This is a genomic window from Methylobacterium iners (assembly GCF_022179305.1).
GTDB lineage: Bacteria > Pseudomonadota > Alphaproteobacteria > Rhizobiales > Beijerinckiaceae > Methylobacterium > Methylobacterium iners.
On record NZ_BPQP01000036.1, the window covers coordinates 80,449 to 95,554 of the forward strand.

The 15,106-nt window shown below is 70.1% G+C and carries 14 protein-coding genes; 10 read left to right on the forward strand and 4 right to left on the reverse strand.

All coding sequences use genetic code 11. The features are described from left to right. The first annotated feature begins 46 nt into the window (after positions 1-46). The 6 genes from MFF55_RS13260 (at position 47) to MFF55_RS13285 (ending at position 6,637) form a co-directional block, all read left to right on the forward strand. Positions 47-1,213, forward strand: coding sequence for a type III PLP-dependent enzyme (locus tag MFF55_RS13260; protein WP_238244568.1), 1,167 nt, complete (start codon positions 47-49; stop codon positions 1,211-1,213). A 202-nt stretch (positions 1,214-1,415) separates the two neighbouring features. Next, entirely contained in the window at positions 1,416-1,973 is a 558-nt protein-coding gene (locus tag MFF55_RS13265; protein WP_238244569.1) for a GNAT family N-acetyltransferase, read from the forward strand. Between the two features lie 175 nt (positions 1,974-2,148). Further along, positions 2,149-3,594 carry a homospermidine synthase gene (locus tag MFF55_RS13270; protein WP_238244570.1) on the forward strand — a complete coding sequence of 482 codons (1,446 nt, stop codon included), beginning with the start codon at positions 2,149-2,151 and terminating at the stop codon, positions 3,592-3,594. Positions 3,595-3,666: 72 nt separating this feature from the next. Then, on the forward strand, positions 3,667-4,233 hold the full coding sequence (locus tag MFF55_RS13275; RefSeq protein WP_238244571.1) for a Uma2 family endonuclease: 567 nt from the start codon (positions 3,667-3,669) through the stop codon (positions 4,231-4,233). Positions 4,234-4,258: 25 nt separating this feature from the next. Next, positions 4,259-4,600 (forward strand): hypothetical protein, encoded by a 342-nt coding sequence (locus MFF55_RS13280; protein WP_238244572.1) that lies wholly within the window; start codon positions 4,259-4,261, stop codon positions 4,598-4,600. A gap of 45 nt (positions 4,601-4,645) precedes the next feature. Beyond that, positions 4,646-6,637 (forward strand): SDR family NAD(P)-dependent oxidoreductase, encoded by a 1,992-nt coding sequence (locus tag MFF55_RS13285; RefSeq protein WP_238244573.1) that lies wholly within the window; start codon positions 4,646-4,648, stop codon positions 6,635-6,637. Between the two features lie 28 nt (positions 6,638-6,665). Here the strand turns inward: MFF55_RS13285 and MFF55_RS13290 are convergent, their stop codons facing one another. The 3 genes from MFF55_RS13290 to MFF55_RS13300 all read right to left on the reverse strand — a co-directional run bounded on the left by MFF55_RS13290 (position 6,666) and on the right by MFF55_RS13300 (position 10,900). Further along, positions 6,666-7,598, reverse strand: coding sequence for an NAD-dependent epimerase/dehydratase family protein (locus MFF55_RS13290; protein ID WP_238244574.1), 933 nt, complete (start codon positions 7,596-7,598; stop codon positions 6,666-6,668). Continuing rightward, positions 7,595-8,620, reverse strand: a complete 1,026-nt coding sequence (locus tag MFF55_RS13295; RefSeq protein WP_238244575.1) for an MraY family glycosyltransferase — start codon at positions 8,618-8,620, stop codon at positions 7,595-7,597. Before MFF55_RS13295 ends, MFF55_RS13290 begins: the two co-directional genes overlap by 4 nt. A gap of 225 nt (positions 8,621-8,845) precedes the next feature. Further along, positions 8,846-10,900, reverse strand: coding sequence for an ethylmalonyl-CoA mutase (locus MFF55_RS13300; protein ID WP_238244576.1), 2,055 nt, complete (start codon positions 10,898-10,900; stop codon positions 8,846-8,848). 273 nt (positions 10,901-11,173) lie between these two features. Between MFF55_RS13300 and ccrA the strand changes: the two genes are divergently transcribed. Then, the gene (gene ccrA, locus MFF55_RS13305) at positions 11,174-12,460 is read left to right on the forward strand and encodes a crotonyl-CoA carboxylase/reductase (protein WP_238244577.1); all 1,287 of its coding nucleotides are present in this window, start codon (positions 11,174-11,176) and stop codon (positions 12,458-12,460) included. A 6-nt stretch (positions 12,461-12,466) separates the two neighbouring features. On the opposite strand, the gene MFF55_RS13310 is transcribed toward ccrA, so the two are convergent. Next, positions 12,467-12,640, reverse strand: coding sequence for a hypothetical protein (locus MFF55_RS13310; RefSeq protein ID WP_238244578.1), 174 nt, complete (start codon positions 12,638-12,640; stop codon positions 12,467-12,469). A 203-nt stretch (positions 12,641-12,843) separates the two neighbouring features. Here MFF55_RS13310 and leuD point away from each other — a divergent pair, with 203 nt between their 5' ends. The 3 genes from leuD to MFF55_RS13325 all read left to right on the forward strand — a co-directional run bounded on the left by leuD (position 12,844) and on the right by MFF55_RS13325 (position 15,097). Beyond that, positions 12,844-13,446 carry a 3-isopropylmalate dehydratase small subunit gene (gene leuD, locus MFF55_RS13315; protein ID WP_238244579.1) on the forward strand — a complete coding sequence of 201 codons (603 nt, stop codon included), beginning with the start codon at positions 12,844-12,846 and terminating at the stop codon, positions 13,444-13,446. Between the two features lie 80 nt (positions 13,447-13,526). Further along, on the forward strand, positions 13,527-14,714 hold the full coding sequence (locus MFF55_RS13320) for a lytic murein transglycosylase (protein WP_238244580.1): 1,188 nt from the start codon (positions 13,527-13,529) through the stop codon (positions 14,712-14,714). Beyond that, entirely contained in the window at positions 14,711-15,097 is a 387-nt protein-coding gene (locus MFF55_RS13325) for a RidA family protein (protein ID WP_238244581.1), read from the forward strand. Before MFF55_RS13320 ends, MFF55_RS13325 begins: the two co-directional genes overlap by 4 nt. Positions 15,098-15,106 lie beyond the last annotated feature (9 nt).

Below are 15,106 nucleotides of genomic sequence, written 5' to 3' on the forward strand. Positions count from 1 at the left end.
CGCGTCCCCGCGAAACGGGGCGCTCGCGAACCTGTGGGTTGGAAACATGACCGATCGCATCCGCGACTTCCTGCGCGCTCGCCGCGAGATGGGCCAGGACGAAGGTCCGGTGATGGTGCTCGACCTCGACGTCGTGCGCGACAACTACACGGCCTTCGCCCGGGCGCTTCCCGACACCCGCGTGTTCTACGCCGTGAAGGCGAACCCGGCGCCGGAGGTGCTGCGCCTGCTCGCCGAGATGGGCTCCTGCTTCGACACGGCCTCCGTCGTCGAGATCGAGATGGCGCTTGCCGCCGGCGCCACCGCGGACCGCGTCTCCTTCGGCAACACCATCAAGAAGGAGCGCTGCATCACCCGCGCGCTCAAGCTCGGCGTTCGCCTCTTCGCCGTCGATTGCGAGGCCGAGGTCGAGAAGATTTTCCGCGCGGCCGAAGCGGCTGACGTCGAGGCGGGCGACGTGCAGGTGTTCTGCCGCATCCTCTGCGACGGCGCCGGCGCCGAGTGGCCGCTCTCGCGCAAGTTCGGCTGCGTGCCGGAGATGGCCGTCGACGTGCTGGAGCACGCCCACCGCCAGGGGCTCACCGCCTACGGCGTCTCGTTCCATGTCGGCTCGCAGCAGGGCAACACGGGCGCCTGGGACGGGGCGCTCGCCTCCGCCTCCATGATCTTCCGCGAATGCGCCATGCGCGGCATCGCGCTCTCGATGGTCAATCTCGGCGGCGGCTTCCCGACCAAGTACCTCAAGGCGGTGCCGGGCGTGGAATCCTACGGCGACGCGATCTTCCGGGCGCTCACCAAGCATTTCGGCAACCAGCTGCCCGAGACCATCATCGAGCCGGGCCGCGGCATGGTCGGCAATGCCGGCATGATCGAGGCCGAGGTGGTGCTCGTCTCGAAGAAGTCCGAGGCCGAGGACGAGATCCGCTGGGTCTACCTCGACATCGGCAAGTTCGGCGGGCTCGCCGAGACCATGGACGAGTCGATCCGCTACCGCGTCCGCACCGAGCACGACGAGGACCGTATGAGCCCTTGCGTCCTTGCCGGCCCGACCTGCGATTCCGCTGACGTGCTCTACGAGAAGGTGCCCTATCCGCTCCCCGTGTCGCTCTCCATCGGCGACAAGGTCCTGATCGAGGGGGCGGGCGCCTACACCACGACCTACGCGGCGGTCGCCTTCAACGGCTTCCCGCCCCTGCAGCAATACGTGATCTGACGGTCACCTCTCCTCCCCTTGTGGGGAGTGGAGGTGGGGGTGGCGGGGCGACCCTGCCGCCCGCCAGGCGGACCGACTCCTCCCCATGAGGGGGAGGAGATTCCCGCGTCTCATCTTCGTTCCATCGTCCCGGACGGCCGGCCTCGAAGGGCTCGGTGCGAGGGCTGTTTTCTCCCGCCTTGAGCCTAGGGAGGCTACGGCCGTGATCCAGATCCGCGAAGAGCGCCCCCAGGACATCGCAGCCCGCGAGGCGCTTCTCCATGCCTGTTTCGGGGCATCGCGCTTCGCCAAGACCTCGGAGCGCCTGCGCGAGGGCCGCCTGCCGGCCGAGGGCCTCGCGCTGAGCGCGGAGCGGCAGGGCCGCGTCGTCGGCACCGTCCGCCTGTGGCACGTCGAGGCCGGTCCCGACCGCCCTGCCCTGCTGCTCGGCCCGCTCGCCGTCGATTCCGGTTTGCAGGGTCTCGGCCTCGGCTCCGGGCTGATGCGCGCCGCCCTCGCCCGGGCTGAGCGCCTCAGCCACGGCGCCGTCCTGCTGGTGGGCGACGCACCCTACTACGCCCGCTTCGGATTCGACCCCCGGCTGGCGGAAGGGCTTGCCATGCCGGGTCCCTTCGAGCGCGAGCGCTTCCTCGGCCTGAACCTGCGCGCCGGCGCTCTCGACGGCGCGACCGGTCTCCTGCGCGCCACCGGCGCCCTCGACCTCCTGCCGATCCCCGCATTCGCCGACGAGGCGGCCGTCGCACGACGACGCGCCGCCTGACGCGTAGGGAACGGTCGGGCCTCATCCCTCTCGCGCAGAGGGGGAGGGTTGCTGTTCCTGACGGTTGACCGCGCCGCCCTCAGCCGCCACTGAGCCCGTCGCCTGTTCGTCACTTCCGCCGACTAAGGACACCGATCGCCTGTGCAAGGGGCGACCACAAGAAGGATTGCCGTCCATGACCGAAGCCGCGACCCAATGGCCCGTCCACGGCCGCATCACCGGCCCCGTCGTGATGATCGGCTTCGGCTCCATCGGCCGCGGCACCCTGCCCCTGATCGAGCGGCACTTCGAGTACGACAAGGCCCGCTTCACCGTCATCGAGCCCTCGGACGCGCATAAGGCGCTCGCCGACAAGCACGGCCTGCGCTTCGAGCAGGTCGCGCTGACGCGCGAGAATTTTCGCGATGTCCTCACCCCCCTCCTCACCGAGGGCGGCGGCCAGGGCTTCTGCGTGAACGTCTCCGTCGACACCTCGTCGCGGGCGATCATGGAGCTCTGCCGCGAGCTTGGCTGCCTCTACATCGACACCGTCGCCGAGCCCTGGCCGGGCTTCTACTTCGACAAGTCGAAGAGCCAGGGCGACCGCACCAACTACGCGCTGCGCGAGGACATCCTCGATGCGCGCAGGCAAAAGCCCGGCGGCACCACCGCGGTCTCCTGCTGCGGCGCCAATCCCGGCATGGTGTCCTGGTTCGTGAAGCAGGCGCTCCTCAACGTCGCGGCCGATCTCGGCCTGACGACGCCCAAGCCCAAGACCCGCACGGAGTGGGCCGCGCTGATGCGCGAGGTCGGCGTCAAGGGCGTCCACATCGCCGAGCGCGACACCCAGCGCGCCAAGAACCCGAAGCCGCAGGGCGTCTTCGTCAACACCTGGTCGGTGGAGGGCTTCGTCTCCGAGGGCAACCAGCCGGCCGAGCTCGGCTGGGGCACGCACGAGACCTGGAAGCCGGCCAACGCCCGCGAGCAGGAGAAGGGGTCGCGCTGCGCGATCTACCTGCTCCAGCCCGGCGCCGACACGCGCGTGCGCTCCTGGACGCCGACCGCCCAGTCGCAGTTCGGCTTCCTCGTGACCCACAACGAGGCGATCTCGATCTCGGACTACTACACCGTCATGGAAGGCGAGCGCGCCGCCTACCGGCCGACCTGCCACTACGCCTACCACCCGGCGAACGACGCCGTGCTCTCCCTCCACGAGATGTTCGGCAACGCCGCGCGTGTGCAGGAGAAGCACCACATCCTCGACGAGACCGAGATCGTCGACGGCATCGACGAGCTCGGCGTGCTCCTCTACGGCCACGCCAAGAACGCCTACTGGTTCGGCTCGCAGCTCTCCATCGAGGAGACCCGCCGGATCGCGCCCTACCAGAACGCGACCGGCCTGCAGGTGACCTCGGCGGTGCTCGCCGGCATGGTCTGGGCGCTGGAGAACCCGGAGGCCGGCATCGTCGAGGCGGACGAGGTCGATTTCCGCCGCTGCCTCGAGGTGCAGATGCCCTATCTCGGGCCAGTCGTGGGCGTCTACACCGACTGGAATCCCCTCACCGACCGTCCGGGCCTCTTCCCCGAGGACATCGACGAAAGCGACCCCTGGCAGTTCCGCAACGTGCTGGTGCACGGCTGAGATCAGCGCCGCCCGTATTGTTGCGGGCGGCGGCGGTGATACGATCTCGCCCTTGATCGGGAGGATGTCCCCATGGGCGTTGCGGTTCGACGCGAGACGCGGATGAGCGTCGCCGAGTACCGGATCTGGGTCGAAGACCGGCCGGACTGGGAGCGCTGGGAGCTCATCGACGGCGAGCGGATCCTCATGTCTCCTCCCCGCGAGCGGCATCAGACGATCGTCGCTAACCTCATCCTAGGCCTATCCGACCTCGCTAGGCCGAAGAACTGCCGCGCCCTACCCGGTCTCGCCATCCTCAGCGAGGCGATGGACGATTTCGCACCCGTCCCCGATGTCGTCGTCCGGTGCGGACCGCCCCTGCCGGACGGGTACGCTTCCGATCCGGTCCTGGTGGCCGAGGTGCTGTCACCCTCGACAATGACCCTCGACCGCGGACGCAAGATCGACTTCTACAAGACGGTCGGGTCGCTCCGACGCTTTCTCATCGTCTACCAGGCCGAAGCCCGGATCGAGGTGTTTTCGCGTCGTGATGCCGAGGAGTGGGAGAGCGCGGCGCTCGGGCTCAACGACAGCCTCGATCTGCCCGAACTCGGTGGTGCGGTCGCGGTCCGCGACGTATATCGTGACGTCGTTTTCTGAGCGGATACGCACACCAGGCTCGCCCTTGCCCCATTTCGAAGATTTCTACGCCAACAAGCTGCGCGGCGCGCTCGGCGTCACCGACGCGGAGTCGGTGCTCGACCTGCGCGGCACGAACCGCCCGACGGCGGAGGCCTCCCTGAAGGAGATGCTCGAGCGCAGCCGCTTCGCGAAGGGCAAGACCGTGGCGATCCGGCTCGACCCGCCACCGGAGGGCGGCGGCGAGACCCTGTTCCAGCCGGCCGGGCGGCTGCTCCTCGACGCCAAGCGCCGCGGCTGGGTCGAGCGGCTGCAGACCCTGCCGGCCGGCGACGGGCTCGGCTTCTACGTGGCGCTCGCCGGCAAGGCGCAGCGGGAGCCTGACTAGGGCCCGCGTTGACATCGGCCGGGGCCGCGCCGATTGAGGCCGCCGATGCAGCAGCGCACCTACAAGAATGCGGTGATGGTCGCCCACGACCTCGTGGCGACGGCCGCCGCCGTGATCCTCACCTTCGTGTTCCGCTTCGACGGCGAGCTCCTCGCGGAGCGCCTCGCCGCGCTGCCGCTCCTGCTGCCGCCCTTCTGCCTCTTCGCCGGCCTCGTCTACGCGCGGTTCAAGCTCTACCGGACGAAGTGGCGCTTCGCGTCGCTGCCGGACCTCGCCGGGATCGTGCGGGCGGCGAGCGTGCTGGCCCTGGCCCTGCTCGTCCTCGACTACGTGCTCGTCTCCTCGACGATGTACGGGTTCTACTTCTTCGGGAAGATCGCGATCGGCCTCTACTGGGTGCTGCAGGTCTTCCTGCTCGGCGGCCCGCGCCTCGCCTTCCGCTACCTGAAATACGCCCGCTCCCGCCAGAGCCAGGCGCGGGCGGCCACGGTCCCCACCCTGCTCCTCGGCCGCGGCGCCGATATCGAGATCCTGCTGCGCGCCATCGAGGCGGGCTCCGTGCGCCGGCTCGGGCCGAAGGGCATCCTCTCGCCCCGCGCCGACGAGGCCGGTCAGATGATGCGCGGCGTGCCGGTGCTCGGGGGCTTCGGCGACCTCGAGGCCGTCGTCGCCGGCCTCGCCGAGCGCGGCACGCCGGTCCGCCGCCTCGTGGCGACGCCGAGCGCGCTGGCGCCGGAAGCCGAGCCCGACGACCTTATCGCCCGCGCCCGCCGCCTCGGCCTGCCGCTGTCGCGGGTGACGAGCCTCGGCGAGGGCATGCGCGACAGCGAGCTCGCGCCCCTGGAGATCGAGGATCTGCTCCTGCGCCCGACCGTGGCCATCGACAGGCCCCGGCTGGAGCGCTTCCTCGGCGGCAAGCGGGTGATCGTGACGGGCGGCGGCGGCTCCATCGGCTCGGAGATCTGCGCCCGCGCGGTCGCCTTCGGCGCCGCTTCGGTGCTCGTCGTCGAGAGCTCGGAACCGGCGCTCCACGGCGTGCTCAGCCGGCCCGACCTCGCTGGCGCGGAGGCCGAGGTGACGGGAGCGCTCGCCGACATCCGCGACCGCGAGCGCCTGCACGCGGTCTTCTCCGCGTTCCGGCCCGACTACGTCTTCCACGCCGCCGCGCTGAAGCAGGTACCCTATCTCGAGCGCGACTGGACCGAGGGGGTCAAGACCAACGTGTTCGGCTCGATCAACGTCGCCGATGCGAGCCTCGTGGCGGGCGCCCGGGCCATGGTCATGATCTCGACCGACAAGGCGATCGAGCCCGTCTCGCAGCTCGGCGCCACCAAGCGCTTCGCGGAGATGGTCGCCCAGGCGCTTGATGCCGAACAGGCCGGGCGGGCCGATGCCGCGACGCGGCTGATCGCGGTGCGCTTCGGCAACGTGCTCGGCTCGGTGGGCTCGGTGGTTCCGGTCTTCAAGGCGCAGATCGCGCGGGGCGGCCCGGTGACGGTCACGCATCCCGACATGGTGCGCTACTTCATGACGGTGCGCGAGGCGGCCGACCTCGTCCTCACGGCGGCTTCGCATGCCGACCGCGAGGCGCGGGCCCTCGCCGAGGCCGACCAGCGCGCCGCCGTCTACGTCCTCAAGATGGGCCAGCCGGTCCGCATCCGGGAGCTCGCCGAGCGCATGATCCGGCTCGCGGGTTTCGAGCCCGGCGAGGAGATCGAGATCGCCTTCACGGGTGCCCGGCCGGGCGAGCGCCTGAACGAGATCCTGTTCGCCCGCGAGGAGCCGCGGGTGAACCTCGACGGCATCGACGGCGTCATGGCGGCCAAGCCCGTCTTCGCCGATCGCGCCGTGCTGGAGGGCTGGATCGCGCGGCTCCGGGGGGCGGTGACGAACGACGATCGCGCCGCGGCCGAGGCCGTGTTCGAGGCCGCGATCCCCGATTTCGGACGACGCGAGCCCGCCCGTCCGGGCCGGGAGGCGGCGCTCGCCGGCGGAGCGGCGGATGCGGCACCCGTCGAGGCCGTGGCGACGGCCTGAGGGCGGAGCCCGACGGTCGAGGCCGTTCTCAGGCGGGCCGGCTTTCGCTCCGGGCCAGCGCGGCGAGGCCTTCCCGGGCGGTGCCCGCCGGCGCCCAGCCCAGCGCCGCGAGACCGTCGGCCCGTGCGACCAGATCCGTCGAGAGCCGGGCATAGGCCTCCTCCCGTCCGGTCAGCCGGCAGGCGAGGCCGAGGAGCGGCGTCGGGCAGGGGACGAGGCCGGGACCGCGGCCGAGGCCCTGGCGCAGGGCCGCGATCATCTCAGGGAGCGTCAGCGGGTCGGGCTCGGCCACGAGGAGCGGGCGTCCGAGCGGAGCCTCCGCGCGCAGGACCGTCTCCACGGCGCCGGCCAGGCTCTCGACGGAGACCAGGGAGCGCCGCCCACGGAGGCTCGCCAGCGGCAGCGGATAGGGCGCGCGGGCGAGCTGCAGGAGCGCGGCCATGTTGCCCTTGACGCCCGCACCGTAGACGAGGACCGGGCGCAGGGCGACCCAGTCGATCCCGACCTCGGCGAGCGCCGCCTCCGCTGCGAGTTTCGAGCGGCCATAGGCCTCCGTCGGCGCCGGCGGGGCCGCCTCGTCGACGATGCCGTCCGCGCTGGCGCCGACCTGCGCCCGGATCGAGGACAGGAACACGAAGCGCCGGACCCGCGCCTTGGCCGCGGCCTCGGCCAGGCGTCGGGTCGCCTCCGTGTTGGAGGCGCGGTAATCGTCCTCCGGCGTGCCCGACATGGCGTGGGCGAGCCCCGCCGAGTGCACGACGGCGTCGACGTCCGAGAGCGCGGCGGCCATGTTCATGGGGCGCGTCAGGTCGCCGACCACGGCGCCGCTCGCGCCGTCGGGCACCTCCACGGGCCGCCGCAGCAGCACCCGGACCCTGTAGCCCCGCGCCGAGAGCGCCCGCAGGAGGTGGCGGCCGATGAAGCCGGTAGCGCCGGTCAGCGCGATGACGGGACCGCTCATCGGACGACCTCCTCCTTTGCCGCCAAGGAGCGGGGCCGCGCGAAATCCAGGAGCAGTCCGGCGACGAGGGCGACGCCGAGGGCGAGCGCTCCGGCGAGGACCGGCCAGGAAGGCAGCGCCACGGTGAGGGTGGCGAGCCCGGCCAGGGCCAGATTCACGCAGAACACCCGCGTCACGACACCGGTGACGGACAGGCCATTCACGGTCGCGCGCTGGTAGTAGTGGCTGCGATGCGCCTGCCAGACCGGCTCGCCCCTGAGCGCACGCCGGGCGAGGGTCAGCGTGGCGTCCGCGAGGTAGTAGAGCGGCAGCAGGATCGCCGCGGCGAGGCCCCCTTCCAGGGCGAGGCGATAGAGGAGCCAGGCGACGATCAGCCCGATCGGCAGCGAGCCGACGTCCCCGAGGAAGAGCCGGGCGACCGGCCGGTTGAACGGCGCGAAACCCAGCATCGCCCCGAGCAGCGAGGCCGCGACGAGCGTCGGCAGAGCCGGGAGCCCGTCGGCGAGGCCGAGCAGCGTCAAGGTCCCGGTGAGGGGCACGATCTCCGCGACCGTCATCCCATCGAGCCCGTCCATGAAGTTGGTCAGGTTGACGAACCACACGCCGGCGATCACGGCGGCCGCCCGTTCCAGCGGCAGGGGCAGGTCGGGAAGCAGCCGGCCGCCGACACCGAACACGACGCCCGCCACGACGATCCCCTGGACCGCCAGGCGCAGCGACGCGGGCAGCGGGCGGATGTCATCCACCGCGCCGAGAACGGCCAGCGCCAGCACGGCCAGCGCGAGGAGGCCGGCCTCGACGGCGTCGAGCCCGGGGCCGAGGCTCGCGAGCGCAGATCCGCACACGACGATCACCGCCAGGACGACGGCGATTCCGCCGCCCTGCGGCGTCGGCACCGTATGACTCGACCGCGCGTTCGGCCGCGCCAGGGCGTAGCGCTGCAGGAGCGGCCGCAGCAGGAGGATCAGCCCCGCGCTGAGGCCGGCGGCGAGCGGTAGGGCGACGAGCGGCGCGAGGGACATGCGGTGGGGCGTTTTCCTGAGGCGTTCAGGTCGATCGGCCTGGCGAGGTTTCCCGCGGGTAGCATTGCGCGCCTCTCCTTCCCCTTGTGGAGAGGAGCCGGAGGTGGGGGTGGCCGGGTGACCCGCTGCGGAGGCAAGCGGAACCACCCCCACCCCTACCCCTCCCCACAAGGGGGAGGGGAATCCCTTCAGGGTGTCGGTGTCGTGGCGCCAGCACGATGTCCCTCAGAACACCTGCTCCGCGCCCTCCCCGCGGCTTTTCGCGCCCGCGATCCCCGCGGCCACATCGGCCCGCTCGGCGGCCTGCTTGTCGAGCGCCCGCTCGATCACCTTCGCGATGCCGACCATGATCTTGTCGATGACGTAGTCCTTGGGCGTGTAGACCGCGGTCACGCCCATGTTCTTGAGCACGAGCTCGTCTTCGGCTGAGATGATACCGCCGACGACGACCGGCACGTGGTCGAGCCCGGCCTCGCGCAGCTTCGCCTTCACGTCGCGCACCAGCGGCACGTGGGAGCCCGACAGGATCGAGAGGCCGATGACGTGGGCGCCGGTCTCCCGCGCCTTGGCGACGATCTCGGCCGGCGTCTGGCGGATGCCGTCGTAGGTCACGTCGAAGCCGACGTCGCGGGCCCGCAGCGCGATCTGCTCGGCGCCGTTCGAGTGGCCGTCGAGGCCGGGCTTGCCCACCACCATCCTGGGCTGCTCGCCCAGGCGCTCGCCGAGGTCGGCGATGAGGAGCTTGGCCTCCTCCGCCGCGCCCGAGGAGATGGTCTCCAGGGTGACGCCGGTCGGCGCGCGGTACTCGCCGAAGACCTGGCGCAGGCGCCCGCCCCACTCGCCGGTGGTGACGCCGGCCTTGGCCGCGGCGATCGAGACCGGCATGATGTTGGCGCCCGAGCGCGCCGCCGCCTCGAGGTCGTCCAGCGCCTTCTCGACCGCCCTGCCGTCGCGCTTGGCCCGCCATTCGCGGATGCGGCTCTCGGCCTCCATCTCGACGGTCTCGGAAACGGTGAAGATGGCGCCTTCGCCTGCGGTCAGCGGCGAGGGCTCGCCGGCCTGGAACTTGTTGACGCCGACCACGATCTGCTCGCCGGCCTCGATCGCCGAGATGCGCTTGGCATTGGACTCGACCAGCGCCCGCTTCAGCGCCCCGGTCTCGACGGCCGCCACGGCGCCGCCGATGCCGCCGATCTGTTCCAGGGCCGCGCGGGTCTCGGCCTTGAGCGACTCGACCTTGGCGTCGATCACGTGCGAGCCGTCGAAGATGTCGTCGTATTCGAGGAGGTCGGTCTCGAAGGCGAGGATCTGCTGCATGCGCATGGACCATTGCTGGTCCCAGGGACGCGGCAGGCCGAGCGCCTCGTTCCAGGCCGGCAGCTGCACGGCGCGCGCCCGGGCGCGCTTCGAGAGCGTGACGGCCAGCATCTCGATGAGGATGCGGTGGACGTTGTTTTCGGGTTGCTGCTCCGTCAGTCCGAGCGAGTTGACCTGCACGCCGTAGCGGAAGATGCGCTTCTTCGGGTCGTCGATCCCGTAGCGCTCCTGCGCGATCTCGTCCCAGAGCTCCGAGAACGCCCGCATCTTGCAGATCTCGGTGACGAACCGCATCCCGGCATTCACGAAGAATGAGATGCGCCCGAACACCTCGGGGAAGCTCGCTTCATCGAACTCGGGGTCCTCGCGCACGGTGTCGAGCACCGCGATGGCGATGGCCAGCGCGTAGGAGAGCTCCTGGACCGGCGTCGCCCCCGCCTCCTGCAGGTGGTAGGAGCAGACGTTCATCGGGTTCCACTTCGGCACGTTCTTCGTGGTGAAGAGGATCACGTCCTTGGTCAGCCGGAGCGACGGCGCGGGCGGGAACACGTAGGTCCCGCGCGAGAGGTATTCCTTGATGATGTCGTTCTGCGTCGTGCCCTGGAGCTCGGAGATCGGCGCGCCCTGCTCCTCGGCGACCGCGAGGTAGAGCGACAGCAGCCACGGCGCCGTCGCGTTGATCGTCATCGAGGTGTTCATCTGCGAGAGCGGGATCTGGTCGAACAGCGTCCGCATGTCGCCCAGATGCGCGATCGAAACGCCGACCTTGCCGACCTCGCCGCGCGCCAATTCGTGATCGGGGTCGTAGCCCGTCTGCGTCGGCAGGTCGAAGGCCACGGAGAGGCCGGTCTGGCCCTTGGCGAGGTTGCCGCGGTAGAGCGCGTTCGATTCCTTGGCGTTGGAATGCCCCGCATAGGTGCGGATGATCCACGGCTTGTCGCGCTTCAGAGTCGGGGCGTTCATCGCTCTCGCTCGCTCGATCGATCCACGGGCCGCAAAGCCGGCGGCTGGGCTGCATGCTAGCCGAGCCCTAAGCCGACGTCATCGGTCTGTGAAGCCGTGCCGGTTGCGTTGATCCGGCGCCGCAAAGGATCTCGCGGGCGTGAAATATTGAATACCTCTTGCGGTCCTCCGGATCTGCCCTTGTCTGCGTTGTTTGCTGGACTTTGGAAGGCCTTGGAGCGCCGGAAGATCGTCGTTATAGCGTCGCCAAGTCGAAGACGAGGGAGAGCCATCATGGCGGCGAGTGCGGCGGTGCAGCAGGGCGAGACGAAGGATCTCTACGAGCTGGGCGAGATCCCGCCGCTCGGTTACGTGCCGGCGAAGATGTATGCCTGGGCGATCCGGCGCGAGCGCCACGGGCCGCCCGAGGAATCGCACCAGCTCGAAGTGCTGCCCGTGTGGGAGATCGGCGACGACGAGGTGCTCGTCTACGTCATGGCCGCCGGCGTGAACTACAACGGCGTCTGGGCGGGCCTCGGCGAGCCGATCTCGCCCTTCGACGTGCACAAGGGCGAGTACCACATCGCCGGCTCGGATGCCTCGGGCATCGTCTGGAAGGTCGGTTCCAAGGTGAAGCGCTGGAAGGTCGGCGACGAGGTCATCATCCACTGCAACCAGGATGACGGCGACGACGAGGAGTGCAACGGCGGCGACCCGATGTTCTCGCCCACCCAGCGCATCTGGGGCTACGAGACCGGCGACGGCTCCTTCGCGCAGTTCTGCCGCGTGCAGTCGCGCCAGCTCATGGTCCGGCCCAAGCACCTGACCTGGGAGGAGGCCGCCTGCTACACGCTCACCCTCGCCACCGCCTACCGCATGCTGTTCGGCCACGCGCCCCACACCGTGCGTCCGGGCCAGAACGTGCTGATCTGGGGTGCATCGGGGGGCTTGGGCGTGTTCGGCGTGCAGCTCTGCGCGGCCTCGGGCGCCAACGCCATCGCGGTGATCTCGGACGAGTCCAAGCGCGACTACGTCATGAGCCTCGGCGCCAAGGGCGTCATCAACCGCAAGGACTTCGATTGCTGGGGCCAGCTGCCGAAGGTGAACTCGCCCGAGTTCCACGCCTGGACGAAAGAAGCGCGCAAGTTCGGCAAGGCCATCTGGGACATCACCGGCAAGGGCAACGACGTCGACATCGTGTTCGAACACCCCGGCGAGCAGACCTTCCCGGTCTCGGCGCTCGTGGTGAAGCGCGGCGGCATGGTGGTGTTCTGCGCCGGCACGACCGGCTTCAACATCACCTTCGACGCCCGCTACGTCTGGATGCGGCAGAAGCGCATCCAGGGCTCGCACTTCGCCCACCTCAAGCAGGCCTCGGCCGCCAACCAGTTCGTGCTCGATCAGCGCATCGATCCGTGCATGAGCGAGGTCCTGCCCTGGAGCCGCATCCCGCACGCCCATACCAAGATGTGGAAGAACCAGCACCCGCCGGGCAACATGGCGGTGCTCGTCAACGCCACGCGCGCCGGGCTGCGCACCGTCGAGGACGTGATCGAGGCAGGCCCGCTCAAGGCGATGTAAGGCCGCCTACCTGCGCCTGCCCTCTTCGGAGGGCAGGTGCTTGGCGTAGGCCTCCCGTTCCTCGCGCTCCTTGATCAGGTCCGCGTAGGCCTGCCGCATCTCCGGCGAGACGGTGACGGAGCGCGCCTTCTCCTTCTTGCGCTTGGGCGCCTTCTTGAACTGGTTCGTCGTCTCGCTCATCGGGGACCCCGTCGGATGATCTGCCGCCCAGCATAGGCGCGCGGGACGACGACCGCGAGACGGGAGACTGGTGTCATGCCTGTATCGGCTCTACTAAGCCCCGAAACGTCAGACGCGAACGCGCGGGTCCCCTCTCCTGAGGGGAGAGGGAGCCCGTCGCGGTTCCTCTGGCCCTCGGAGCGAAACCCGGACCTGCGACGACCATGGAAAAATTCACCACCCTGGAGGGCGTCGCCGCCCCGATGCGGATCATCAACGTCGACACCGACCGCATCATCCCCAAGCAGTACCTCAAGACCATCAAGCGCACGGGTCTGGGCAAGGGCCTGTTCTCGGAGATGCGCTACCGCGACGACGGCACCGAGAACCCGGACTTCGTCCTCAACAAGCCCGCCTACCGCAACGCCAAGATCCTCGTCGTCGGGGACAATTTCGGCTGCGGCTCCTCGCGCGAGCACGCGCCCTGGGCGCTGACCGATTTCGGCATCCGCTGCGTGATCTCGACGAGCTTTGCGGACATCTTCTTCAACAACTGCGCGAAGAACGGCATCCTCGCCATCACGGTCTCGCCCGAGGATCTCGAGAAGCTGTTCCAGGATGCCGAGCGCGGCGCCAACGCGACGCTGACCGTCGACCTCGAAGCCCAGACCATCAAGGGGCCGGACGGCGGCACCCTGCATTTCGACATCGACGAGGGCCGCAAGCACAGCCTCCTCAACGGCCTCGACGAGATCGGGCTGACGCTCCAGCGTGCCCCGAGGATCGACGCCTACGAGGCGAAGCTCGCCGCGCGCGGCTGGGCCTGAGCGCGCGGTTACGGTTCGTTTACCATGAGCGCGCCTTAAACTGAGGGTATCGCTGACGAACCGCCCCGGAGACGGCCCGAATGACCGCGCGCGCGACCACCACCGCCCTCCTCTGCCTCGCCGGCCTCGCGGCGGGCCCGGCCCGCGCCGACTTCCAGTCCTGCCTCGCCGGTCTCCAGTCGCAGGCGGCCGCGCAGGGTATCTCGGCCCAGGCCTTCCGCCGTGCCACCGACGGGATCGCCTACGACGACAAGGTCATCGAGCTGTCCCAGGCCCAGCCCGAGTTCAAGACGCCGATCTGGGACTACATGGCCGCCCTCGTCGACGAGGAGCGGGTCGATGACGGCAAGGCCGCGATGCGCCAGCACGCCCAGGCGCTCGCCGCGGCGGAGGCGCGCTACGGCGTCGACCGCCACACCATCGCCGCCGTCTGGGGCGTCGAATCGAACTTCGGCAAGAACCTCGGCAAGATGCCGCTGATCCAGTCGCTCGCGACGCTGGCCTGCTCGGGCAACCGCCGCCGCGACTTCTTCCGCGGCGAGCTCATGGCGACGCTCAAGATCATCGAGCGCGGCGAGATCGAGCCCTCGCGGCTCACCGGCTCCTGGGCCGGCGCCTTCGGCCAGACCCAGTTCATGCCGACCACCTACCAGCGCCTCGCCGTCGACCTCGACGGCGACGGGCGTCGCGACGTCGTGGATTCCGTGCCGGACGCGGTCGGCTCGACCGCGAACTTCCTGCGCGCCGCCAAGTGGTCGAACGGGCAGCCCTGGGGCTACGAGGTCCGGCTGCCGCGCGGCTTCAACGCCGCGGCCGCGGGCCGCAAGAACAAGCATTCGGTCGGGCATTGGGCCTCGCTCGGCGTCACCCGGATCGATGGTCGCCCGCTCAGCGCCGAGGGCCCGGTCGGCATCCTGGTGCCCGCCGGGGTCGATGGTCCCGCTTTCCTGATCACGAAGAACTTCGACGCGATCTATTCCTACAACGCGGCCGAGTCCTACGGGCTCGCCATCGCCGTCCTCTCCGACCGGCTGAAGGGGCGTCCCGGCATCCAGGCGGAATGGCCGACCGACGACCCGCCGCTGTCGCGGGCCGAGCGCCGCGACCTTCAGGTGCGCTTGGCCGCGCGGGGCTACGATGTCGGCGAGCCCGACGGTCGGGTCGGCGCCAAGACCCGCGAGGCGATCAAGGCGGTCGAGCGCCAGCTCGGCATGCCCGCCACGGGCCGGCCGGGCGCGAAGGTGCTCGAAGCGCTCCGGCGCGGATGAGCGAACGGCGGCTGATCTCGTCGGGCTCACCCTTCGAGACGGCCTACGGCTATTCGCGGGCCATCGTGCAGGGTGGGTTCGTCTTCGTTGCCGGCACGACCGGCTACGATTACGCGACCATGACCATGCCGGGCGATGCCACCGCCCAGGCCGAAGCCTGCTGGCGCACGATCGCCGCCGTCCTCGAAGAGGCCGGAACTTCTCTGAACGCCATCGTTCGGGCAACCTACTACGTGACCGACCGTGACGATGCCGAAGCGGTGCTCGGCGTCTGCGGGCGCGTTCTCGCGGCGATCAGGCCGGCGGCTACGATCGTGATCGTGGCCGGCCTGCTGAGACCTGAGATGAAGGTCGAGATCGAAGTCACTGCGATCGCGGAATAATCGCAGGTT

What these genes read in the sequence shown, in the direction of transcription:
- MFF55_RS13260 (WP_238244568.1), top strand. Translation starts at nt 47, where the DNA reads ATGACCGATCGCATCCGCGACTTCCTGCGCGCTCGCCGCGAGATGGGC.
- MFF55_RS13270 (WP_238244570.1), top strand. Translation starts at nt 2,149, where the DNA reads ATGACCGAAGCCGCGACCCAATGGCCCGTCCACGGCCGCATCACCGGC.
- MFF55_RS13275 (WP_238244571.1), top strand. Translation starts at nt 3,667, where the DNA reads ATGGGCGTTGCGGTTCGACGCGAGACGCGGATGAGCGTCGCCGAGTAC.
- MFF55_RS13285 (WP_238244573.1), top strand. Translation starts at nt 4,646, where the DNA reads ATGCAGCAGCGCACCTACAAGAATGCGGTGATGGTCGCCCACGACCTC.
- MFF55_RS13290 (WP_238244574.1), bottom strand. Translation starts at nt 7,598, where the DNA reads ATGAGCGGTCCCGTCATCGCGCTGACCGGCGCTACCGGCTTCATCGGC.
- MFF55_RS13295 (WP_238244575.1), bottom strand. Translation starts at nt 8,620, where the DNA reads ATGTCCCTCGCGCCGCTCGTCGCCCTACCGCTCGCCGCCGGCCTCAGC.
- MFF55_RS13300 (WP_238244576.1), bottom strand. Translation starts at nt 10,900, where the DNA reads ATGAACGCCCCGACTCTGAAGCGCGACAAGCCGTGGATCATCCGCACC.
- ccrA (WP_238244577.1), top strand. Translation starts at nt 11,174, where the DNA reads ATGGCGGCGAGTGCGGCGGTGCAGCAGGGCGAGACGAAGGATCTCTAC.
- MFF55_RS13310 (WP_238244578.1), bottom strand. Translation starts at nt 12,640, where the DNA reads ATGAGCGAGACGACGAACCAGTTCAAGAAGGCGCCCAAGCGCAAGAAG.
- leuD (WP_238244579.1), top strand. Translation starts at nt 12,844, where the DNA reads ATGGAAAAATTCACCACCCTGGAGGGCGTCGCCGCCCCGATGCGGATC.
- MFF55_RS13320 (WP_238244580.1), top strand. Translation starts at nt 13,527, where the DNA reads ATGACCGCGCGCGCGACCACCACCGCCCTCCTCTGCCTCGCCGGCCTC.
- MFF55_RS13325 (WP_238244581.1), top strand. Translation starts at nt 14,711, where the DNA reads ATGAGCGAACGGCGGCTGATCTCGTCGGGCTCACCCTTCGAGACGGCC.